The organism is Myxacorys sp. (assembly GCF_059501405.1).
Genome location: NZ_JCACCM010000127.1, coordinates 54,341 through 74,650, shown reverse-complemented (window position 1 = coordinate 74,650; position 20,310 = coordinate 54,341). Strand labels below are relative to the sequence as shown.

At 48.2% G+C, this 20,310-nt stretch carries 23 protein-coding genes; 17 read left to right on the top strand and 6 right to left on the bottom strand.

The window, feature by feature from the left end:
* Nucleotides 1–222: 222 nt before the first annotated feature.
* The 12 genes from groES to AC5I6P_RS17600 all read left to right on the top strand — a co-directional run bounded on the left by groES (nucleotide 223) and on the right by AC5I6P_RS17600 (nucleotide 11,117).
* Entirely contained in the window at nucleotides 223–534 is a 312-nt protein-coding gene (gene groES / locus AC5I6P_RS17655; protein WP_495695092.1) for a co-chaperone GroES, read from the top strand.
* A gap of 193 nt (nucleotides 535–727) precedes the next feature.
* Entirely contained in the window at nucleotides 728–2,365 is a 1,638-nt protein-coding gene (groL, locus tag AC5I6P_RS17650; RefSeq protein ID WP_495695091.1) for a chaperonin GroEL, read from the top strand.
* A 258-nt stretch (nucleotides 2,366–2,623) separates the two neighbouring features.
* Entirely contained in the window at nucleotides 2,624–3,208 is a 585-nt protein-coding gene (locus AC5I6P_RS17645) for a type IV pilin-like G/H family protein (RefSeq protein WP_495695090.1), read from the top strand.
* Nucleotides 3,209–3,376: 168 nt separating this feature from the next.
* Entirely contained in the window at nucleotides 3,377–5,608 is a 2,232-nt protein-coding gene (locus AC5I6P_RS17640) for an O-linked N-acetylglucosamine transferase, SPINDLY family protein (RefSeq protein WP_495695089.1), read from the top strand.
* A 51-nt stretch (nucleotides 5,609–5,659) separates the two neighbouring features.
* Nucleotides 5,660–5,890 (top strand): type II toxin-antitoxin system Phd/YefM family antitoxin, encoded by a 231-nt coding sequence (locus AC5I6P_RS17635; RefSeq protein ID WP_495695088.1) that lies wholly within the window; start codon nucleotides 5,660–5,662, stop codon nucleotides 5,888–5,890.
* Nucleotides 5,887–6,270, top strand: a complete 384-nt coding sequence (locus AC5I6P_RS17630) for a type II toxin-antitoxin system VapC family toxin (RefSeq protein ID WP_495695087.1) — start codon at nucleotides 5,887–5,889, stop codon at nucleotides 6,268–6,270. Before AC5I6P_RS17635 ends, AC5I6P_RS17630 begins: the two co-directional genes overlap by 4 nt.
* A gap of 200 nt (nucleotides 6,271–6,470) precedes the next feature.
* A complete protein-coding gene (locus tag AC5I6P_RS17625) occupies nucleotides 6,471–7,004 on the top strand; it encodes a class I SAM-dependent methyltransferase (protein WP_495695086.1) in 534 nt (177 codons plus the stop codon).
* A gap of 89 nt (nucleotides 7,005–7,093) precedes the next feature.
* Entirely contained in the window at nucleotides 7,094–7,813 is a 720-nt protein-coding gene (pgl, locus tag AC5I6P_RS17620) for a 6-phosphogluconolactonase (protein WP_495695085.1), read from the top strand.
* A 148-nt stretch (nucleotides 7,814–7,961) separates the two neighbouring features.
* Nucleotides 7,962–8,687: a double zinc ribbon and FHA domain-containing protein gene (locus AC5I6P_RS17615; RefSeq protein WP_495695084.1), complete on the top strand. Its 726-nt coding sequence runs from the start codon at nucleotides 7,962–7,964 to the stop codon at nucleotides 8,685–8,687.
* 94 nt (nucleotides 8,688–8,781) lie between these two features.
* Nucleotides 8,782–9,300 carry an FHA domain-containing protein gene (locus tag AC5I6P_RS17610; RefSeq protein WP_495695083.1) on the top strand — a complete coding sequence of 173 codons (519 nt, stop codon included), beginning with the start codon at nucleotides 8,782–8,784 and terminating at the stop codon, nucleotides 9,298–9,300.
* Nucleotides 9,301–9,404: 104 nt separating this feature from the next.
* Nucleotides 9,405–10,190 carry an exodeoxyribonuclease III gene (xth, locus tag AC5I6P_RS17605; protein WP_495695082.1) on the top strand — a complete coding sequence of 262 codons (786 nt, stop codon included), beginning with the start codon at nucleotides 9,405–9,407 and terminating at the stop codon, nucleotides 10,188–10,190.
* Nucleotides 10,191–10,247: 57 nt separating this feature from the next.
* On the top strand, nucleotides 10,248–11,117 hold the full coding sequence (locus AC5I6P_RS17600; RefSeq protein ID WP_495695081.1) for an SDR family oxidoreductase: 870 nt from the start codon (nucleotides 10,248–10,250) through the stop codon (nucleotides 11,115–11,117).
* Nucleotides 11,118–11,172: 55 nt separating this feature from the next.
* On the opposite strand, the gene AC5I6P_RS17595 is transcribed toward AC5I6P_RS17600, so the two are convergent.
* The gene (locus AC5I6P_RS17595) at nucleotides 11,173–11,943 is read right to left on the bottom strand and encodes a TIGR00297 family protein (RefSeq protein WP_495695080.1); all 771 of its coding nucleotides are present in this window, start codon (nucleotides 11,941–11,943) and stop codon (nucleotides 11,173–11,175) included.
* Nucleotides 11,944–12,010: 67 nt separating this feature from the next.
* Here AC5I6P_RS17595 and AC5I6P_RS17590 point away from each other — a divergent pair, with 67 nt between their 5' ends.
* Complete coding sequence (locus AC5I6P_RS17590; protein ID WP_495695079.1) at nucleotides 12,011–12,466, top strand: VOC family protein; 456 nt, start codon at nucleotides 12,011–12,013, stop codon at nucleotides 12,464–12,466.
* 3 nt (nucleotides 12,467–12,469) lie between these two features.
* Here the strand turns inward: AC5I6P_RS17590 and AC5I6P_RS17585 are convergent, their stop codons facing one another.
* On the bottom strand, nucleotides 12,470–13,093 hold the full coding sequence (locus AC5I6P_RS17585) for an esterase/lipase family protein (protein ID WP_495695078.1): 624 nt from the start codon (nucleotides 13,091–13,093) through the stop codon (nucleotides 12,470–12,472).
* A 487-nt stretch (nucleotides 13,094–13,580) separates the two neighbouring features.
* The gene (locus AC5I6P_RS17580) at nucleotides 13,581–13,784 is read right to left on the bottom strand and encodes a hypothetical protein (RefSeq protein ID WP_495695077.1); all 204 of its coding nucleotides are present in this window, start codon (nucleotides 13,782–13,784) and stop codon (nucleotides 13,581–13,583) included.
* A 152-nt stretch (nucleotides 13,785–13,936) separates the two neighbouring features.
* Between AC5I6P_RS17580 and AC5I6P_RS17575 the strand changes: the two genes are divergently transcribed.
* Both AC5I6P_RS17575 and AC5I6P_RS17570 read left to right on the top strand, forming a co-directional pair.
* Nucleotides 13,937–14,593 (top strand): chromophore lyase CpcT/CpeT, encoded by a 657-nt coding sequence (locus AC5I6P_RS17575; RefSeq protein ID WP_495695076.1) that lies wholly within the window; start codon nucleotides 13,937–13,939, stop codon nucleotides 14,591–14,593.
* 103 nt (nucleotides 14,594–14,696) lie between these two features.
* Nucleotides 14,697–15,200 (top strand): DUF2243 domain-containing protein, encoded by a 504-nt coding sequence (locus AC5I6P_RS17570; RefSeq protein ID WP_495695075.1) that lies wholly within the window; start codon nucleotides 14,697–14,699, stop codon nucleotides 15,198–15,200.
* Between the two features lie 139 nt (nucleotides 15,201–15,339).
* Here the strand turns inward: AC5I6P_RS17570 and gatC are convergent, their stop codons facing one another.
* Nucleotides 15,340–15,630 carry an Asp-tRNA(Asn)/Glu-tRNA(Gln) amidotransferase subunit GatC gene (gene gatC / locus AC5I6P_RS17565; protein ID WP_495695074.1) on the bottom strand — a complete coding sequence of 97 codons (291 nt, stop codon included), beginning with the start codon at nucleotides 15,628–15,630 and terminating at the stop codon, nucleotides 15,340–15,342.
* A 38-nt stretch (nucleotides 15,631–15,668) separates the two neighbouring features.
* Nucleotides 15,669–16,190 carry a photosystem I assembly protein Ycf3 gene (locus AC5I6P_RS17560; protein ID WP_495695073.1) on the bottom strand — a complete coding sequence of 174 codons (522 nt, stop codon included), beginning with the start codon at nucleotides 16,188–16,190 and terminating at the stop codon, nucleotides 15,669–15,671.
* A 170-nt stretch (nucleotides 16,191–16,360) separates the two neighbouring features.
* On the opposite strand from AC5I6P_RS17560, the gene AC5I6P_RS17555 reads away from it, so the two are divergent.
* Complete coding sequence (locus tag AC5I6P_RS17555) at nucleotides 16,361–17,665, top strand: hypothetical protein (protein ID WP_495695072.1); 1,305 nt, start codon at nucleotides 16,361–16,363, stop codon at nucleotides 17,663–17,665.
* A 140-nt stretch (nucleotides 17,666–17,805) separates the two neighbouring features.
* On the opposite strand, the gene AC5I6P_RS17550 is transcribed toward AC5I6P_RS17555, so the two are convergent.
* Entirely contained in the window at nucleotides 17,806–18,999 is a 1,194-nt protein-coding gene (locus AC5I6P_RS17550) for a SpoIID/LytB domain-containing protein (protein WP_495695071.1), read from the bottom strand.
* A 353-nt stretch (nucleotides 19,000–19,352) separates the two neighbouring features.
* Here AC5I6P_RS17550 and AC5I6P_RS17545 point away from each other — a divergent pair, with 353 nt between their 5' ends.
* Nucleotides 19,353–20,309: a ribonuclease Z gene (locus AC5I6P_RS17545; RefSeq protein WP_495695070.1), complete on the top strand. Its 957-nt coding sequence runs from the start codon at nucleotides 19,353–19,355 to the stop codon at nucleotides 20,307–20,309.
* Nucleotide 20,310 lies beyond the last annotated feature (1 nt).

Genomic DNA, 20,310 nt, shown 5'->3' with positions numbered 1-20,310 from the left:
CCTGACAAGTTGCACCTGACCCCAAGCTCCGATAAATTAGCACTCAGGAGTAGAGAGTGCTAACTTAATGCTCCTAATCACAGTAGACTGGTAAACGGTAAGTTACCAGAGCTACCTGTTGGATAGGTTGGACTGCTGCTAATTCAGGCAAGTCGAGTTTGCCTTTCCGACCAGAATCCTCGGTAAGTATTAATTGTGTTCAAGTAGTTTGGAGAATTTGTAATGGCAGCCGTATCTCTGAGCGTATCCACTGTGAAGCCGTTGGGCGATCGCGTGTTTGTGAAAGTCAGTGCAGCAGAAGAAAAAACCGCAGGCGGAATTCTTCTGCCTGACAATGCGAAAGAAAAGCCTCAAGTTGGTGAAATCGTCGCCGTTGGACCTGGTAAGCGCAACGACGATGGTTCTCGTAGCGAAGTTGAAGTCAAAGAAGGCGACAAAGTTCTTTACTCGAAGTACGCTGGCACAGACATCAAACTCGGTACTGAAGAGTATGTTTTGTTGTCGGAAAAAGATATTTTAGCGATCGTTTCCTAGTTTTGGATTTGTGAGTCTAAGATTTTCACTGCTCACTCTTAGTTGAGCAGCTCACTGGCCTCACCCCCAACCCCTCTCGGCTAAAGAGAGGGGAGCCGATTCAAACACCTTGTTCCCTCTCCTTGAGGGCTAGGGTGAGGACGACTCTCTCCTGAATTCTTCTCAAACCCTCAATCTACAACTGGCAGGTTTTATGGCTAAGCGCATTATTTACAACGAAAATGCTCGTCGCGCTCTTGAGCGTGGTATGGACATTCTAGCGGAGGCTGTTGCCGTTACTCTTGGTCCTAAGGGTCGCAACGTGGTGCTAGAAAAGAAGTTCGGCGCACCTCAAATTGTGAACGATGGTGTGACGATCGCGAAAGAAATTGAACTCGAAGACAATGTTGAGAACACAGGCGTTGCGCTAATTCGTCAAGCCGCATCTAAAACGAACGACGCTGCCGGAGATGGAACCACGACTGCTACGGTTTTGGCGCATGCGATCGTGAAAGAAGGAATGCGGAACGTGGCAGCAGGTGCGAACGCCATCTTGCTGAAGCGCGGCATGGACAAGGCGACAAGCTTCTTGGTTGAGAAGATTGCGGCTCACGCTCGTCCCGTCGAAGATTCTAAGTCGATCGCCCAAGTGGCGTCGATCTCGGCTGGAAACGATGATGAAGTCGGTCAGATGATCGCGGCGGCAATGGATAAAGTCGGTAAAGAGGGCGTTATCTCCCTCGAAGAAGGCAAGTCGATGACGACCGAACTGGAAGTCACCGAAGGAATGCGCTTTGATAAAGGCTACATTTCTCCCTACTTCGCAACCGATACCGAGCGGATGGAAGCGGTGATGGAAGAGCCGTTCATCCTGATCACCGATAAGAAGATTAACTTGGTGCAAGATCTTGTTCCAGTTCTAGAGCAAGTAGCGCGTGCAGGTCGTCCGCTGATCATCATCGCGGAAGATATTGAGAAAGAAGCTTTGGCAACTCTAGTGGTCAACCGTTTACGCGGCGTATTAAACGTGGCAGCGGTGAAGGCTCCTGGATTCGGCGATCGCAGAAAAGCCATGCTCGAAGATATCGCTGTGCTGACAGGTGGAACCTTGATCACCGAAGATGCAGGTCTAAAACTTGATGCTACGAAGCTCGATATGTTGGGCAAAGCGCGTCGTATCACCATCACCAAAGACACCACTACGATTGTGGCTGAAGGTAACGAAGCGCAGGTGAAAGCTCGCGTTGAGCAGATCCGTCGTCAAATGGAAGAAACCGAATCTTCCTACGACAAAGAGAAGCTGCAAGAGCGTCTCGCGAAGCTTGCAGGTGGTGTTGCAGTGGTGAAAGTGGGTGCAGCTACCGAAACCGAGATGAAGGATCGCAAACTCCGTCTGGAAGATGCGATTAACGCTACCAAGGCAGCCGTTGAAGAAGGTATCGTTCCGGGTGGTGGTACGACCTTGGCTCACTTGGCTCCTGACCTCGAAAGCTGGGCATCGAGCAACCTCAGCGGCGAAGAACTAATCGGCGCTCAGATTGTGGCTCGTGCGTTGACTTCTCCCCTGAAGCGGATTGCTGAGAACGCAGGTCAAAACGGTGCGGTAATTGCCGAGCGCGTGAAAGAGAAAGATTTCAACGTGGGCTACAACGCGGCGATCGGTGAGTTCGTTGACATGTTTGAAGCAGGCATTGTTGATCCGGCGAAGGTGACTCGTTCTGCTCTGCAAAACGCTGCTTCGATCGCGGCAATGGTGCTAACCACAGAATGTATTGTGGTTGACAAGCCTGAACCGAAAGATGGCGCTCCTGCGGGTGGCGCTGGTATGGGTGGCGGCGATTTCGATTACTAATTGAATCACTGAGTTTTGAAGCCGCGATCGCATCTTTAACCGGGTGCGATCGCGGCTTTTTATTGAAGCTTGTAATCGTAAACTGAAACCAAAGATCTGCGATCGCTAGAAGAGCGCTTTGCAGACCTCACGTAGTAGACCTTCCAGAAATCAGGAAAGTTTCTTAGCGGCAAGTGATATGAAATGCGATCGCTGTGGGCAAGTTATGTTCAGGCGTTAGAAGTTCAACACATCCGCACCTTTTAAGGAGAAATTTCAATGAAATCTGAACTAACTGCAAAGTTTCTACAACACCTAAACCTCAAGAAGAAAGACGGTGGTTTTACCCTGATCGAACTGTTGGTCGTTATCATCATCATCGGTATTTTGTCGGCTATTGCTCTGCCTGCGTTCTTGAACCAAGCTAACAAAGCAAAGCAATCTGAAGCAAAAACAACAGTCGGTTCAATGAACCGCGCTCAGCAAGCGCTGTACATGGAGAAAGGCGCTTTTGCTAGTTCGAGTGCTGAAGACTTCGGTAAGCTCGGTCTTGGTGTTGCGACTGAGACCACCAACTACAAATACACGATTTCAGGTGGTGGTAAATCTGGAGCAGGCACATCTGCGACCGTTGCTACGCTTGTAACGAATCAAGCACAGCCTATCACGAACGCAATCAAGGCATATGTTGGTGGAGTTCAGCAGGGAAGCATTTCTGCAACAAGCGAAGCTACAACTTTGGTTAGGTTGTGCGAAGCTACAAAAGCAAAAGGTGTTACGGGGTTTCCTACAGGCGCTCAAACCGTCACTGGCACAACTGATGGAACGCCTCCTACTTGTCCAACTGACTATGAAGCTCTGTAACATCCATAGGGGTTAATTGCGATCGCTGCTTGAGTATTCAGTTACATTCTTTAGCTTTTTTGAGAGTGGGTAGTGTGAGCTATCCACTCTTTTAGTTTTTGGGCACTCTGAGAAGACCTACGCATCTTGGGCTGAATTTAGCTTCCACTTTTCAACTTTCTGTGAACTATGAATGTCATTACCCCCTTGACTCATTCCATTGATTGGCAACAGCAAGCTTACAACTATCTCGTGCAGGGAGCCTACACTCAAGCTGCAACCTTCTACGAACAAGCATTAGAAGTCGATCCAACTGTTAAATCTCATTACTGGCATCTCGGCTTATTCCTGTTGCTTCAAGGATTAGAAGCTGAAGCGCAAACGACTTGGTTTATGGGAATTGCAGATGGCGAACCCGACCAAATCGAACCGTGGACAGCAGAACTAATAGCGATTTTGCAAACTGAGGCAGAGCGTCGCGAAACTTTACAAGACTATTTGGTAGCATGGTGCATTCGCCAACACATACGAGAAATTTGCCCAGATCGGGTAGAAAACGTTCTGCATCTAATTCTGCTAAGCCAGACGCTAGAAACACTAACTACAGAAAATTGTGTCGAGTGGAATGCCATTCCTCTACTTCGTGCCCAACGAGATCGCAGTGTTGATTCTACTCTATTACTTCAAGCATTAAGTAGTGTATTAAACACACTGTGCCCTGATCCGCTTGTTCTAGAATTTACTGAAGCTTGTTTGCCGCAAATCCAAGACCCTCAAGAGCTGAAAAACATCGTCGCCGGAATTGCATTCAATGTTGCTCATTCAATGCACTGTGTTGATCTCGCAATTCAGCTTTTAGAACTTTGTCTACGTCTAGATTCCACCAATACAGAACTCCTCAGCTATTTAGCGCCCCTTGCTCAAAACGCAGGTCACTTTAACAAAGGCATCGACGCCGCTCAACAATGCTACGACTTAACAAATAATCTTCCAGAAAAGCTGTTTGCTCATCATCTTTTAATCCGTGGTTTGATGTCTGCAAGCGGGCGATGGCAGCAAGCGATCGAGGCATGGCAAACCCATCAACACCTCTTAGCTTCTCTCACGCTAAACGATCTCAAAGCGATGGATATAGGCTACACGCTTCGGTTATTTAATTCTGCTTACTATCTGCCTTACTTCTCAGATCAGCCAGATCAATCTCGCAAGTTGCAAAATCAGTTGACATCGTTGTGCCAAGAGTCGATTCAGCTATCTCAAAAAGCCCAAGTCGAACGCTATCAACAGCGCCACTCGCTTAGAGTCCATTCGTCATCTCGACGCTTAAAAATTGGCTACTTGTCTCATTGCATGTGCCGACACTCTGTTGGTTGGTTGGCTCGGTGGCTAATGCAACACCACGATCGAGACCAGTTTCAACTCCACGGCTATTTTGTCATTCCTAAACAGAATGATGAGCTTCACAACTGGTATATCAGCAGCATGGATAAAGCGCGACAAATTGATCTTGATAGCAAAGTCGATAGCTTCTCCATTGCTGATACAATCCACGATGACGAAATTGATATTCTAATCGATCTCGATAGTATTACTTTAGATATTAGCTGTGCAGTGATGGCGCTTAAACCTGCGCCTGTACAAGTTAGTTGGTTAGGTTGGGATGGGTCTGGTGTTCCTGCGATCGATTACTACATTGCCGATCCTTATGTGCTGCCCGAATCTGCTCAAAGCTACTATTCTGAGAAAATTTGGCGATTGCCTCAGACTTACATTGCAGTTGATGGCTTTGAAGTAGATGTACCAACCTTACGACGAACTGATTTAGAAATTCCGACGGATGCTGTAGTGTTTCTTAGCGCTCAGAGAGGACACAAACGACATCCAGAAACGGCTAGACTGCAAATGCAAATTATTAAAGCCGTCCCTAATAGCTATTTCCTCATTAAAGGAGCGTCTGATCAGTCTTCTCTCAAGAGCTTCTTTGTAGAGCTTGCCGAAGAAATTGGTGTCTCGATCGATCGATTACGGTTTCTATCGGAGGCGTCTATAGAAGCGGCACATCGCGCGAACTTAGCGATCGCAGATGTCGTTCTTGATACCTTCCCCTACAACGGTGCAACCACCACGCTAGAAACCCTGTGGATGGGTATTCCGCTTGTGACTCGTGTAGGTGAACAATTTGCCGCTCGTAATAGTTACACCATGATGGTAAATGCAGGCATTAGCGAGGGTATTGCTTGGAGCAATGAAGAATATGTTGAATGGGGCGTGCGATTAGGCAAAGAGGCCGCACTGCGTCAGAAGATTCATTGGGACTTGATGCGATCGCGCCAAACTGCCCCGCTCTGGAATGCCAAGCAATTCACCCGTGACATGGAAACCGCTTATCAGCAAATGTGGGAGATTTATCAGCGATCGTAGTAAAGCAGAAATGCAATTAAACTAAAGACAACCACTAACTAGGTTATTGTCGTGTTGTCACAGGATTTGAAGGAACAAATTCATCAGCTACCAACGAAAGATAAGCTAGAACTGGTCAAATTTATTTTGCATCAGATTCAAACCGAATCTCAGCCAAACGCAGGCTCACCTATCAGCCCACAGCCGCGCCCATTCGGTCTATGTGCAGGAGAGTTTACCGTTTCTGATGACTTTGACGCGCCTTTGCCAGAGGATATTTTAAGCGCATTCGAGGATGAATGAAAATTCTGCTGGACACGCACATTTTCCTGTGGTTCATCAGTGGTGACAGGCAATTGTCAAGCGGTGTTCGAGAAGTCATCCGTGATTCAAACAACGAAGTATACCTAAGCGTTGTTTCGGTTTGGGAGTCCATGATCAAGTATCAGTTAGGCAAACTGCCGCTTCCAGAATCGCCCGAAGCCTATCTACCAAGGCAGCGCGATCGTCATCAAATTGCCAGCCTGACCCTCGATGAACGCAGCGTTGCTCAACTTGCTGAGCTACCACCCCTGCATCGCGATCCATTTGATAGGATTCTAATCTGTCAGGCTTTGCAGAATGGTTTAACGATCGCGACAGTCGATACAGCAGTTCGAGCGTACTCGATCAGCACTATCTAGGCTTGCGATTGTCCTAGAAAAGCTGCCTTTGCGATTCCTGCTTTGCATAACTCTGAAAGAACTACCCTGCTCAGTAAATGTGAGAGATTTATCAGCGATCGTAATGTAGTAGAAAGACTGCAATATTAGTTCATCTATGTAGCAAGAATTGATGAGCAAATGTGGGAACTCTATCTAACAAATTAGCGAGGTTGCCCCCCATGTCCCCAATAAAGCTACACCTTGGCGGTAAAGAAGCTCATCCAGACTGGAAGATTGTAGACATCGAAGAGCGTCCAGAAGTGGACATAATCTCTGACGCTGCCGATTTGAGCCAGTTCTTAGATAATTCGGTGGAGAGCATCTACGCCAGCCATATTTTGGAACACTTTCACTATGGGCTTAATAACGAACTGCTAAGAACTCTTTCAGAGTGGTTCCGAGTTCTACAACCAGGCGGAAAACTGATGGTTAGCGTTCCTAATCTGCAAGTTTTGTGCTGGCTATACATGAATCCTGCACTTGATCTACTGCAACGTCACCACGTTATGCGAATCATGTTTGGTGGACATATGAATGAATATGATGTGCATCGTGTTGGTTTTGATCCAGAGACCTTAGCATCCTATTTGCAAGAAGTAGGATTTATTAACTGCGTGACTGTAGATGAATTTGGACTGTTTAGCGATTGTAGTAATATGCGCTTATTAGACACTCTCATCAGTGTCAACATGATTGCGGCGAAACCAGGCTGAAGAATTAACTTCTCACATGCGTCTAAAGAGAGCCGAGTAATTGCCAATCTTCTCCTATGCTGACAGGTGGAGTGATTAACCCTAACAGCATGGATAGACACGTTGAAGTTTTGCCCGATCTCGCGGCTCTCGTTGACCGATCGCTAGAGTTGGTTTTAGAAAAGTTAAACGACGCGATCGCACATCGCAGTATTGCGACGATCGCCCTCTCTGGCGGTAGCACACCAAAGCCTCTATACGAAAAACTAGCCGAGCAAGATTTACCTTGGGATCAGCTACACGTCTTCTGGGGCGATGAACGATACGTGCCCCCAACCCACGAAGATAGTAACTATCGGATGGCACGGCTTGCTTGGTTAGATAAAGTTCCAATTCCAGCCAAGAATATTCATCCGATGCTGACGAATGAAGCCGATCCGGCGATCGCGGCTCAAAGCCATGAGGCAGATATCCAAACCTTCTTTCAAATAGAACCCGGAGAGTTTCCCGCCTTTGATGTGATTTTGTTGGGGATTGGCGATGATGCTCACACCGCCTCACTATTTCCAGGAACAGACGCCCTCAAAGTCAGAGAGCGCCTGATCACCGTCGGCAATAAAGACGGACAGCCTCGGATTACGTTCACCGCTCCCCTAATCAACCATGCCCGCACCGTCTTATTTATGGTGGCAGGCGAGAATAAGCAACATGCCCTTTCCCAAATTTTTGCACCCGATGCCGATGCGATGAATTACCCATCGCGTCTCATTCAACCCCAAGGTGAACTCTGGTGGTTGCTCGACCAATCTGCCGGAAAAAACTTCTCATGATTTACTTGGAGAGGAAATATAAGTTGTACTCGTGGCGAATTTCATGTCTGTCCTATGCGGATTCCCATCCGTAGCGAGTGAAGTACCCACTAGTGCCTCTGACGTCTGAGTTTCCCACTTTTTTGACTTACAGACTACACCACATTCCATGCTTGTTTGTCCTAATTGCAATCACCCAAACCCTTCTGGAGCAGTTCAGTGTGAGGCGTGCTATACGCCCCTTCCCGCCACAATGAAATGTCCAAACTGTGGAGCATCTGTGCAAACCGATGCTAGTTTTTGTGGACAGTGCGGCGTCAACTTAAAAACCGTAGCAGGAACTTCCGCGATGCCTACCCCTTCTGAAACGCCCGATCCACAGTCAATTCCGCCTGAACCCGTCATGCTTGATCCGTTAGTAACGCCTGATTCGCTCGTGTTTCCTCACTCTCCTAGTGCCGAAAACCCGGACGAAACCGCGCCCACTGCTCCAGCCCAGCAAGCTCCTCCAGACATGGCTTCACCTCCAGTCAACCCAGTTTCCGCAACCGCGACTCAGCTACAGCAATTTTCTGCTCGTCTGCTGCACCTGCAAACTACGAATGTGATTGAACTGCCGCCGGGGCTGCCCGTGATTCACATTGGCAAACCCAACGATCGCATTCCGCCAGATATTGATGTCTCAGGCTATCCCGACTCGGAAATTGTGTCTCGCATCCATGCTGATATTCGTGCGGAAGGAGATGCCTACTACATTGAGGATGTTGGCAGCTCGAATGGCACGTATATCAACAATGTGCCATTGGCAATGGGCAATCGTCATCGGTTACGATCGGGCGACCGCATCGCGCTTGGCAAAGGCGATAAAGTGACCTTTTTGTTTCAAATGGCGTGAAGCTTTGAGAAGAGGGGAGACCGGAGCGGGATTAAACCGCAAATTTTGGGTATAAGAGAAACGGAATCCCCATCAGAGCTTCTGCTGTGCCAGTGTGATTACACTAACCCTGCTGCATCCCGATCAATTAACCCCGGTTCAACATTGGACGTTTGAGACGGAGCCGATCCTGCGAATTGGACGCTCGACGGACAATCATGTTGTGCTCTACAGTGCCGTTGTGTCTCGCTATCATGTCGAGGTGCAGCAGATCGATTCTGTTTGGCAAGTCATGAGCTTGGGCGCGAATGGAACTTATCTAGACGGCAAACGGATCGTTCAAGTGCCTGTTCAAGATGGCATGATTATCCGCTTAGCTCGCTCTGGGCCTAATATTCAGATTCAGTTAGACCCATCCATTTCAACTAGCGTTAATCCTTCTCCCGCGCGTTCACAAAGACCACCTAAGATAGGCACTGCTTTGGAGCCGAGCCGAGTTTGTCGGATTCCGTTAGCTAGTATTCCTGCTCCGACACCCAATTCTAAAACGGCATTGGATTCGCACTGCTCCCACATGCGAAGAACGCAAGATCTGCGGTCTTGCTTAGATTGTGGAGCCTTTTTGCAAGAGTAGGAGTGAAATGAAAGATTGTCGGGCGCTATTTCCTTGAGTCGCTTTCTTCTCTAGAATGCTAGTCCGGGTCAGTGCCTCTAGTTTCCCCCTGCCCTACCTTCTGAATGAAAATTGCAACCTGGAACGTCAACTCTATCCGCACGCGCCTTGCCCATGTTACGGACTGGTTAACGTCGAGTTCTGTGGATGTGCTGTGTTTACAGGAAACGAAAGTCCCGGATGATTTGTTTCCGCAGGCTGCCTTTACTGAGGTGGGATATCACAGCTATTTCTATGGGCAGAAGAGTTATAACGGCGTGGCGCTACTGAGTCGATCTCCGCTGGAGAAGGTTCAAATGGGGTTTGGGGCAGTACTGCCTGAGAGTTTGGTCGGTGATTTAGACGAGCAAAAGCGGGTCATTACGGGCGTTATAGATGGAATTCAAGTTGTCAATTTGTACGTTCCTAACGGTTCGGCGTTAGACAGCGATAAGTATGTTTATAAATTGCACTGGCTTAAAGTGCTGCGAGAGTATTTGCAAACGCTGTTGGAAACATCGCCTAGTCTGCTCGTGTGCGGCGACTTCAACATTGCCCTAGAAGATATTGATATTCACAACCCGAAAGGCCGCGAAAAGCAAGTGATGGCAACCGATGCTGAACGAGATGCCTTGAGAAATGTGCTGGAGCTTGGGTTGTCAGACGTGTTTCGCAAATTTACGGCTGAAGGCGGGCACTTTAGCTGGTGGGATTATCGCTCGGCGGCGTTTCGACGTGATGCAGGCTGGCGCATTGACCATCATTACCTAACACCAGAGTTGTATCAGCGTGCGATCGCGTGCCGCATCGATAAAGAACCCCGCAAGCTCGAACAGCCGAGCGACCATACGCCCGTGATTGTAGAATTCTAGAGAAATAGTTGGCTTAAATTGTTAGCGTTAGTTAACGATCAATTACAGCGAATTATTATGTTTCTCGTGACTGGAGCGACCGGACAATTAGGACGTAGCATCGTACGGCAACTGAGATTACAGGAGTCACCTGTTCGTGCGTTGGTTCGATTAATGTCGGACTATTCTGAACTTGAGAACCGAGGAGCGGAAATTTTTATTGGAGAGTTGACGCGATCGCGCGACATTGAAAGAGCCGTTCAAGGGGTTCAATATGTTATCAGCGCTCATGGGGGCGCAAGTGAGGCGCTCAACTATCGCGCCAACATTGACTTAATCGATGCAGCGAAAGAACATGGCGTCCAGCATTTTGTGTTTATCTCGGTGTTAGGTGTCGATCGCGGCTATGAGGATGCGCTAACGTTTAAAGCGAAGTGGGAAGTTGAGAAGTATTTACAAGCGAGCGGACTTAACTACACGATTCTTCGTCCCTCAGGATTTGCCTCAAACCTAATTTCGTTAGCCAAGCAATTTCAGCGTACCGGAATTTATTTGCTAGTTGGCGATCCGCAGAGCCGTTCTTCTATTGTCAGCACCGATGATTTAGCCCGCATTGCGATCGCGTCTCCTACCACCGAAGCTGCTCGCAATCAAATTTTTGCAATTGGTGGGCCAGAAATCTTGCAGCGCCAAGCCGTTCCTCAGATTTTTGGGCGCATTTTTAATCGTGAACCCATTGTCATCAACCCGCCTTTATTTGTGTTCGATGGCCTCCGAACTGCTATTGGGATGCTTAATTCAGGCGGCAAAGAATCGCTAGGGACGCTACGGACATTGTTAGCCAACGAATTCTACATAACGCCAGAAGAAGTAGCGCGAATCGAATCCGTATATGGTTTCAAATTGGAACCCTTAGAACAGTTCCTACGCCGTTACGCCAGTCCATAAGGCCGCTAGAGACGCGATATGTCGCGTCTCTACGAACCAATACCAAATCAACAACTCAAACCCAAATTAGTCCCAATAAAATCGCCACGATCGCACCTATCAGGGTGTTCACAATATTGACGATATCGTGTGTCAAAAACGGGATTTTGTCTTCAACAGTGGCTCCAATCAAGCTTTCTACCGTCGTTGCCACAAACGCCGCGATCGCACAATACAAAATTCCGATTGGGGAAATCAATCCTACTGCCCAACCCACCCCTGCGATCGCAATCGATCCGACGACTCCAGCTAGTGTTCCTTCTAAACTGATCGCGCCTTCTGTTCCCCGTGGCACCGCCTTTAAAGTCGTGATTAAAAATGTGCGTTGTCCATAAGCTTTACCAATTTCTGTCCCGCACGTATCCGAGAGTTTTGTGCAAAAACTTGCCACAAATCCGAGCAGCAATAGCGGAATCCAATCGAGGTGCTGCTGTTGCACGGTCAGATACAAAACGCCGATCGCACAGGTGGCTCCAACCAAAGCTGAACCCCAAACATTGCCCGGCCCACGTGCGCCCGATCGCGCCTCTGCAATGCCGAGTTCTTCTTTCTGCGCTTTGCCAATGAATGTCACGCTCGACCCTGCTAGAAAATAAAACATCACCAGCAGGTAGCCTTGCCAACCGAGGCAGACCCAGACCAAAACACCTAAAATCCACGCGTGAGCCAATCCGGCAGGCGTAAGAAGTTTTTTAGGCGCAACAGCCGCAACTCCTAGCAGAGAAGAATTGAGTACGATTGCAACTAGCCAGTCGATCGCCGTCGGAATTTGCATAAGCTCTGACATTGCTTTATTGGAAATTCGCCATAATTATTTTGACACTCTCTACCTTGCCGTTCATCTTTATTTTTCTATGTCGCCAACACTGTTTCATCTTTCCTTTCCGGTAAACGATATTTCGCAAACAAAGAAATATTATGTCGATGGATTGGGCTGTGGCTTAGGGCGAGAAAACGAGCATTCTGTCATTCTGAATTTGTACGGTCATCAGTTAGTTGCTCATGTTACAGATGAGGTATTGACGACTCAACGCGGGATTTATCCTCGTCATTTTGGGTTGGTATTCACCGATGAGTCGGATTGGCAGAAGCTCCTGGAACGGGCACAGCAAAAGCAATTGTCGTTCTATCAGAAATCGAAGCAGCGGTTTGTCGGCACGCCCCTCGAACACCGGACGTTTTTCTTGGTCGATCCGTTTTTTAATCTCATGGAGTACAAGTATTACGCTCGCCATTCGGCAATTTTTGGCGATCGCGAGTTTGCCCAGATTGGCGATCCTTCGGAGCTTGGCAGAGCCAATCGCGCTTAGAAATTACCTTGTTGGCTCTTGAAGCGCCGATAGAACCGGTGCATTTAGGCTCTGATAGATGGCATCAAAAGCTCTAGAATCAGTCACCATCCAAGCGTGAAGCGGCACTTGAACCTGAATGTTTTGCCCGACGGGTAGCTCAGAACTCCGGGCAGGCAGAATTATCGTGTCTAGCGGCGTCCAAATCGACGTGAAATTGATGGCCTCCAGCATGGCTGTGTCCCGCTCGAGATCCTTGAGAAAGGCGCTTTGAGGGCGCATCTGTAGACATCCTGGACGCCCCGAAAGGTAAGCAACTAGCGTTCCATTATGAGGGGACGAAATGGTAACAAAGCGCTGCACCCGCTTGATGCCTCCCAAGCGCTGTACATAGTACCGGCTCACTAGCCCGCCCATGCTGAAGCCAATCAAATCAAAAGGTTGGTTGTTTGGCAAGATTCTATCGACGAAATCAGCGAGCTGATGAGCTAGAAAATCGAGGGTGCGATCGCCATTGGCAGGAATCAGATCCAGACTATAAACTGTCCAGCCTAATTGCTCTAATCGTGTAGTCAATAATTTGAAAATGGCAGCCGTGTCGGTAATCCCATGAACCAATACGACAGGATTTCGAGATTGAGTATTCATTGTCGATCAAAGTCGATCAAAAGGCTTCTTCATCCAGGGTAGTGCAGTGCCTAAGGAGGTCGATCGCAACTGTAGGACACCTGGCAAAATGGCTGTGTATCTGCCTAGTTAAAGATATCATCGATTTCGATGGAGTTGCATCTCGCGCTAACTGTCATCATTCAAAGATGTCGATCTGTTTCTACTATCGATATGCAGGACTTACACGAACCACCGCAGATGTTGCAGGGCATCTGTCTGGACCAACGAGGTTTCTGTCGTGGCAAATTGGATTCGTGTGGTCACCAACGGGGTTCGTGTAGTAACCAACGGGGTTTTTGTGAGAACCAACAAGGTCTGTGTCGTGACAAATCTTGGTTGCGTAGTTAAGTCCAGGTTCAGTGTGGTGACCAATAGATTCGTGTCGTTTGAGGTCAGGGTTACGAGGTCACCTAGTGCGTAAGTCTTGGATAGCAAACACGATATACAACAGATCGACACTGGCGATTTAGTCTTCTGGCAAGATCCATTGAGGCGGAGCCGAGGCTCGCTCTCGTGCTTTTTTGCGTACCGCTTCGTCTGCCATCTCTAGCAGCTTATCTAGAGGTGTGTCGCTGATGAACTGCGAGGTTTGCTCTTTGTACTCAAGATTGGGACATTGATCTCCTAGAACACATCCGTTTTGGCACATTTCGGCACAGTTAATGTCCATAGTCTCTTCTCCGTGATTTTAGAGGCTGATCGGCATGTCCCTATCTTACCGACCATTTCGGATTGTTCTGATCTCCACTATGGAAGAAGAATTCGTCCTAGAGTAGAACAATTCACCAAGGCGATTAATTCTAGTTTTGGGGTGAAGGAGCAATGAGATTCCCTCTACTTTTGGCAAGTTTTGGTTGTCTAGCGATCTCAAACGCGGGGTATGCAGTAGACGTGCTTTCTCCCGAGCAGCAGGTTCGAGAGGTGTCTAATCGTTTGATTGGAGTGATGAGTACGGCGGAGCAGTCTGCCGCTAATCCCAAGATTGCAAATGTTCAAATGACAACCTGTGCTGTGTCAGTGAAAGGGGTGTCAGATCCCAAATCTGTTTATCTCTATCAAGAACAAGCCATTAATGCGGCGCAAAATTCAGGCGCGGCTCAGTTTGGGAAACCTTATCGGCAGCGGTTTTTGCAACTTTCACCTAATGCCGCAAATGGGAGTGTGCGATCGCTATCGTTTCGTCCTGCCGAAGCAACTCGATGGATCGGTCTGTGTAATCGCCCTGAATCTGCGCGAGTTGTGCAACTTCAAGATGTGGGCAAACCAACTTGTGCGGTCTTCTTAAAGCAATCTGGAGACGCCTATATTGGGAGAACTCCGATTAATGGCTGTCCTTCTAATGTTCGGGGAGCCGTGCGTGTTACCAACTATATTGAACTCGAACGCAATCGAATGAATACCTACGATCGCGGTTATGACGCGAATGGCAAACAAGTATGGGGCGCAAAAGAGGGGGCGTATCAATTCAAGAAAATCTGATCACAGCGCAACTTTTGAAGAGAATTGAACGAGTCAACGCCTTAAGGTAGACGGTGAATCATTTCAGCCCCAATACCCTGAAGTAGGTTTCCAGAATTAAACAATGAAGACAACATCTCTCACTTCAAACGCAACACAGACTCAGGATCTGCCAAAGCGATTAATTGCGGCTGGAATTCTTTTGGGACTTGGATTTGCAGGGTTTTTTGATGGCATTGTGCTGCATCAAATTCTGCAATGGCATCATCTACTATCCAATGTTCGCCCAATGCTTAGTTTAGATGATGTGAAAGTTAATACGTTAGCCGATGGATTATTTCATCTGCTGTCTTATGTTTTTGTACTCACTGGCGTTGTGACTTTATGGCAAACTCATCAGCAAACTGATATGCCTAAATCTGCTCAACCATTCCTTGGGGCAATCTTAATGGGTGCTGGAGCATTTAATGTTATTGAAGGTTTAATCGATCATCAGATTCTCGGCATTCATCATGTCCGTTCTGACAGTAATTACATTCTTTGGGATGTTGGTTTTCTTGCGATCGGAGCATTGCTTTTCTTAACAGGTACGGCAATGATTCGGCGTTGGAGAAGTGCTCGCCCATAGATTTAACCTTCTCCCGCCATTTAGAAGATCTGTTCTGTGCGATCGCTGGTTTTTGTCCGATGTCTGAACCAAACGAGCGATCGTAGGTCTGAGCGAGACAACACAATACCTCAAGGAATTGCAAGTACTCAACGTTGACCTACTCGCCCGTCACAATCCTTGGCACTTTGAAGAATTCACCATCGCGATCGGGCGCATTCTCTAGCAACGCTTCGCGCTCTGCATACGTTTGGTGATGGTCTGGGCGCACTACATTACTGACATCGATCGCTCGGGTTGTCGGCGCAACATCAGCAACATCGAGTTCGCTCAATTGCTCAAAATAATCGAGAATATCGTTGAGTTGAGTCGTAAATTGCTCTTCCTCTTCAGACGTAAGTTGAAGACGAGCCAGATGGGCGACTTTTTGAACCTGTTCGCGATCGATCATAAAGATATGGGGTTAGACGACTTCTTGGACACACAACGCTAGAAATAGATATCCATTCCAGAGCGACCTGTGGTCTTGAGCCAGTTCTGAGCCTCGATATAGTTGTTGGGAGCAAGCACGATCGCGCGTTTCCAATACTCTGCCGCTTTATCGAAGAATTCTTCGCTTTCCTTCGTTTGGCCTTCTTCTTCCGCTTTTTCGCCCATGTAGTGATAAATCACTGCAATGTTATTAATCGCTTGCGGCAAGCGAGGATTTTCCTCGATCGCTTGATGGTAATAATCTAATGCTTCTTCATGCTCACCATTACTGGCATGAATTAGACCAACGTTGTAAAGGATATAGCTGCGATCGTTGCCGTCTTCTTCTAGCTTCAGCGCTTCATGGTAATTTTCTAGCGCTTCTGCATATTCGCCATCTGCTTGAGCGGACATGCCATCACGGTAATAAGCAAAGGCGACTTTCTCTTTGCGGCTGGCAGGAAAGACCTTCAAAATCAGATCTGCCATCACCGTAAAGCTTTTATCAATGAAGTTATCGTTGCGTTGCGATCTAGACATAGTTGGCTCTGTAACAAATTGAAAACAGCTTGTTATGCGGCATTCAGACGCTTAATTAGTGTAGCGTTCTCTGACGATACCGCGAAAGGGGTAATTTAACAGACTGCTAGTTCGAAAATCTATACTGGAGATCAGGCAACTCGAATCTAATGTTATGTGGAGGAATGCCAATGACCATGACTCCTGCCCCAGATCCAGCCATTCTTAGGGCTGTCGAGCGGCTTGATTATCGTGTAACTGCCGGAGATATCGCCGCTCAAGCTGGGCTAGATGTCAATTTGGCACAGCAAGGACTGTTAGCGTTAGCCTCCGAAGCGGGCGGACATCTGCAAGTGGCAGAATCGGGCGATGTTGTTTATCAATTTCCTCAAAATTTTCGCGAGGTTCTTCGCAATAAATATTTTCGCTTGCGCCTCAAAGAATGGTGGGAGAAAGTATGGCGCGTTTTATTTTACTTAATTCGGATTTCGTTTGGAATTGTATTAGTGTTGCTGATTGTGCTGGCGATCGCAGCCCTTGTGATTTTGGCGATCGCGGCATCGGCAGCGGGGCGAGACGACAATGACGGTGGCGGCATCGATTTTGGTGGCGGTGGCGGCGGGGGCTTCTGGTTTTTCCCAGACTTTGGCTGGATCTTCTATCCCAACTACACCGACCATTACAGACGCAAAGAGTCTCAGTCTGGTAATTTGAATTTTCTAGAATCGATTTATTCGTTTCTGTTTGGGGATGGTAATCCCAATGCCGATTTAGAAGAGCGACGCTGGAGAACTATAGGAACAGTCATTCGCAACAATCGAGGAGCCGTCATTGCTGAACAGATCTCGCCTTACTTGGATGATGTCGGTCAAGGGTTTGATCAGGAGTATGAGCAATATATGTTGCCTGTGCTGACCCGGTTTGATGGACGCCCAGAAGTGAGTCCAGACGGGCAGTTGGTCTATCACTTTCCCTCGCTGCAAACGACAGTCGTAGAGAAGACGAAATCGCGAGCCATTCCTCCATTTTTGAGAGAAGCCCTCTGGCGATTTACTCAAGCCAGCAGCGGACAGAAGATCACGGCGATCGTTCTCGGTTGCGTCTTATTAGTATTAGCAGGTGTGCTGAATGTATGGGTCGGCGGTGTTGCGATCTCCGGCGGCGCTCTCACATTTGTCAAAGCGATCGCGGTAATTTCCCTGGGTTACAGCGTTGCATTCTTAGGAATTCCGCTGATTCGTTACTTCTGGCTGCAATGGAGAAATCGCAAAATTCAAGCGAGAAATAACGAACGAGAACTGCGATCGCATCAACTCGCGCAAGCCGATCCGCTTCTAGAGCAGAAGCTTGCTTTTGCTCAACAATTTGCGGCTGAAACGGTGATTCGAGATGAAGACCTAATCTACAGCACCGAAACTAATTTGATTGAACAAGAGAGCGAGCAAGCCGATCGAATTGATGCTGAATGGCGAGAAAGATTAGAGGGGAGAGGCTGATTGTTTGGCAGACTTACCCTCACCCTAGCCCTCTCCCACCGGAGAGGGAACAAGAGCAGAATATCAGCTCCCCTCTCCCGTGGGAGAGGAGTTGGGGGTGAGGGCAATCCTCACTTCACGTCGAATTACTTCACATCGAATTACTTCACATCAATGGTGGAAAGCGCTGTGTTTTGGTAGTAATGACCGAGAATTTGCCGATAATTCAAATTCTGACGTGCCATATTATAGGCTCCCCATTGGCTCATGCCTAATCCATGACCAAATCCGCGACCGTTGATCACAAAACCAGTCGAGGTTGACTTAGTATTGCCCTTTGAACTGGCAACCACTTGCGGCGAAATTTGAGTTAAGTAAGTGCTTTTGAGACCTAAGCGATCGCGGAAAGTATCTCCACTAACCCGGACTCGCCGACCCCGATCCCCTACAATTTCAACTTCTTTAATACGCCCGCAGTTCGAGGTTTTTTTGGTCGGAGTGATGCTCTGGACATTTCCTACCCCAAAGCTGCCCAGTTGACTCGCGCTAACTGGCTTAGACCACACATTAACTGGCGATCCTTCATCAAACTGATCCTTAGTGCCGCGAAGATACGGTAACGCTTGAACCCAAATCTCCTCAGATTTGTCAGTACAGCCGCCTGCAGATGAGTGGAACACGGCATTGATGATTCGGCTATTACTGATTAGCACTTGCCCAGCGGTCGCCCCCACTGCTGCTTGAGTACCGCCCGATTCAGTTTGCACCCCGCCATAAACTTGCCATCCGGCAGTATTTCCGAGATCGAACAGTTGACTTCTCGACCCTTCTCGCTCATACAAAGCATAGCTACGAGCCGCTACCGCTTGAGCTTTCAGCGCTTCTTGAGGCCAACTGCCACTCATCTCGCTGCCCAACACGCTAAAGAGATAATGCTCCAAATCGACGTAGTTGATTACCGTTAGCCCCTTGCCCGTTGGCACGATCGCAACACTGCCGCGATACCAGCGATCGCCAATCCAAACCACACCGTTGGGATCATCTGGCTGAATCCGGATCGCGTTGCCTTGCCACCGATCGAGGGCCACCCCTCCATTTTTTGCCTGAGCCGCAAAGCCATTCATACCTTGAATTTTGCCTAGCGTCTGATTCGAGGCGTCTAACACTCGTGCATCAACAGAGCTTCCAACATTCACCTGAGCAACGTTTTGCTGAATCGCCACTCGCAAGATGACAGAGTTCGCGGCGCGGGCAGGTGGCGGTACGATCGCGGCTAGCGAGATCAAAGCGGCTAACCAAATTTTGTGAGGGGTGATCAGGGTTGAAGAGAACCGGAGGAGCGAACGAAATTTCATCTTCTGAACAGTCCTTACAGGGTAATTAGAGAGAATGGTTGCTACCTGAATTAAGTTGCCACGAGCCACCGAATTGCTAACATCGCTTAATATATGCGAATTTTCCAACAAAGCTACCATTAGTTCTGCTGTTATGCAGCATCCAGTCGCTGCCAAACGTCAGTATTCATCAGAAATTCATAGTTAAATTGGGCGCTGCTCTGAGGATTTACTACTGTTGTTTCGAGCCTCGCCTGCTTAACTCCGTAAAAATTGGGAGCAGCAGTTCTGACCGAATGCCTTGACCGGACTACCGAAGCGAAGGTTCCTGTGTCACCATAATAAGGAATGTGAAGTCACAGGGTTAATTTGAGTTGCAAATTACGTTTTTAGGCACAAGCTCTGGCGTTCCGACACGATCGCGCAATGTCTCCAGTGTGGCGTTGAGGCTCCCGCAGCGCTCCGAAATTTGGCTGTTTGATTGCGGTGAAGGCACTCAACACCAGTTCCTGCGGAGTGATCTGCGCATGAGTCAAATTCGCCGCATTTTTGTGACCCACATGCACGGCGATCACATTTTTGGCTTGATGGGACTGTTAGCGAGTTGTGGTCTCGCCGGAAACGTCGAAGAAGTGGATATCTACGGCCCACCCGATTTAGATGAGTATCTCAAAGCCTCTAGACGCTACTCTCAAACCCGCTTCGCCTACCCGATCCGGGTTCACACGGTACAGCCTGGCGTCGTGTTTGAAGATGAAGAATTTACCGTGAAATGCTTGCCGCTCAAGCATCGTGTGCCTGCGTTTGGCTATCGCATTGAAGAAAAGGATCGGGCGGGGCATTTTGACGTGAATAAAGCAAAAGCCCTTGGCATTCCGTCAGGTCCTGTTTATGGGCAATTGAAACGTGGCGATCGCGTCACTCTAGCTGACGGACGCACGATCGATGGTAAGGATCTCTGTGGCCCGACCGAAATTGGGCGAAAGGTCGTCTACTGTACCGATACGGTCTATTGTGATGCAGCGGTCAAACTGGCAGAAGATGCTGATGTTGTGATTCACGAGGCGACCTTTGCCCATCAAGAAGCAGAAATGGCCTTCCAACGGCTGCACTCGACCTCAACGATGGCCGCTCAAGTTGCTTTAGGAGCGCAAGCGAAATCCTTGATTCTGACTCATTTTAGCCCCCGCTATGCGCCAGGAAATCCGGTAGAACTTCATCATCTGCTTGATGAAGCGCGTGCCATTTTTCCAAACACCCAACTCGCCAAGGATTTCTGGACGTATGCCGTTCCGAGACGGTTATTGCCAGAGTTGACCATTAAGGGTTGAC

Bases quoted from the DNA above. Each gene is read 5' to 3' on its own strand.
- groES (WP_495695092.1), top strand. From the start codon at position 223: ATGGCAGCCGTATCTCTGAGCGTATCCACTGTGAAGCCGTTGGGCGAT.
- groL (WP_495695091.1), top strand. From the start codon at position 728: ATGGCTAAGCGCATTATTTACAACGAAAATGCTCGTCGCGCTCTTGAG.
- AC5I6P_RS17645 (WP_495695090.1), top strand. From the start codon at position 2,624: ATGAAATCTGAACTAACTGCAAAGTTTCTACAACACCTAAACCTCAAG.
- AC5I6P_RS17640 (WP_495695089.1), top strand. From the start codon at position 3,377: ATGAATGTCATTACCCCCTTGACTCATTCCATTGATTGGCAACAGCAA.
- AC5I6P_RS17630 (WP_495695087.1), top strand. From the start codon at position 5,887: ATGAAAATTCTGCTGGACACGCACATTTTCCTGTGGTTCATCAGTGGT.
- AC5I6P_RS17625 (WP_495695086.1), top strand. From the start codon at position 6,471: ATGTCCCCAATAAAGCTACACCTTGGCGGTAAAGAAGCTCATCCAGAC.
- pgl (WP_495695085.1), top strand. From the start codon at position 7,094: ATGGATAGACACGTTGAAGTTTTGCCCGATCTCGCGGCTCTCGTTGAC.
- AC5I6P_RS17615 (WP_495695084.1), top strand. From the start codon at position 7,962: ATGCTTGTTTGTCCTAATTGCAATCACCCAAACCCTTCTGGAGCAGTT.
- xth (WP_495695082.1), top strand. From the start codon at position 9,405: ATGAAAATTGCAACCTGGAACGTCAACTCTATCCGCACGCGCCTTGCC.
- AC5I6P_RS17600 (WP_495695081.1), top strand. From the start codon at position 10,248: ATGTTTCTCGTGACTGGAGCGACCGGACAATTAGGACGTAGCATCGTA.
- AC5I6P_RS17595 (WP_495695080.1), bottom strand. From the start codon at position 11,943: ATGTCAGAGCTTATGCAAATTCCGACGGCGATCGACTGGCTAGTTGCA.
- AC5I6P_RS17590 (WP_495695079.1), top strand. From the start codon at position 12,011: ATGTCGCCAACACTGTTTCATCTTTCCTTTCCGGTAAACGATATTTCG.
- AC5I6P_RS17585 (WP_495695078.1), bottom strand. From the start codon at position 13,093: ATGAATACTCAATCTCGAAATCCTGTCGTATTGGTTCATGGGATTACC.
- AC5I6P_RS17580 (WP_495695077.1), bottom strand. From the start codon at position 13,784: ATGGACATTAACTGTGCCGAAATGTGCCAAAACGGATGTGTTCTAGGA.
- AC5I6P_RS17575 (WP_495695076.1), top strand. From the start codon at position 13,937: ATGAGATTCCCTCTACTTTTGGCAAGTTTTGGTTGTCTAGCGATCTCA.
- AC5I6P_RS17570 (WP_495695075.1), top strand. From the start codon at position 14,697: ATGAAGACAACATCTCTCACTTCAAACGCAACACAGACTCAGGATCTG.
- gatC (WP_495695074.1), bottom strand. From the start codon at position 15,630: ATGATCGATCGCGAACAGGTTCAAAAAGTCGCCCATCTGGCTCGTCTT.
- AC5I6P_RS17560 (WP_495695073.1), bottom strand. From the start codon at position 16,190: ATGTCTAGATCGCAACGCAACGATAACTTCATTGATAAAAGCTTTACG.
- AC5I6P_RS17555 (WP_495695072.1), top strand. From the start codon at position 16,361: ATGACCATGACTCCTGCCCCAGATCCAGCCATTCTTAGGGCTGTCGAG.
- AC5I6P_RS17550 (WP_495695071.1), bottom strand. From the start codon at position 18,999: ATGAAATTTCGTTCGCTCCTCCGGTTCTCTTCAACCCTGATCACCCCT.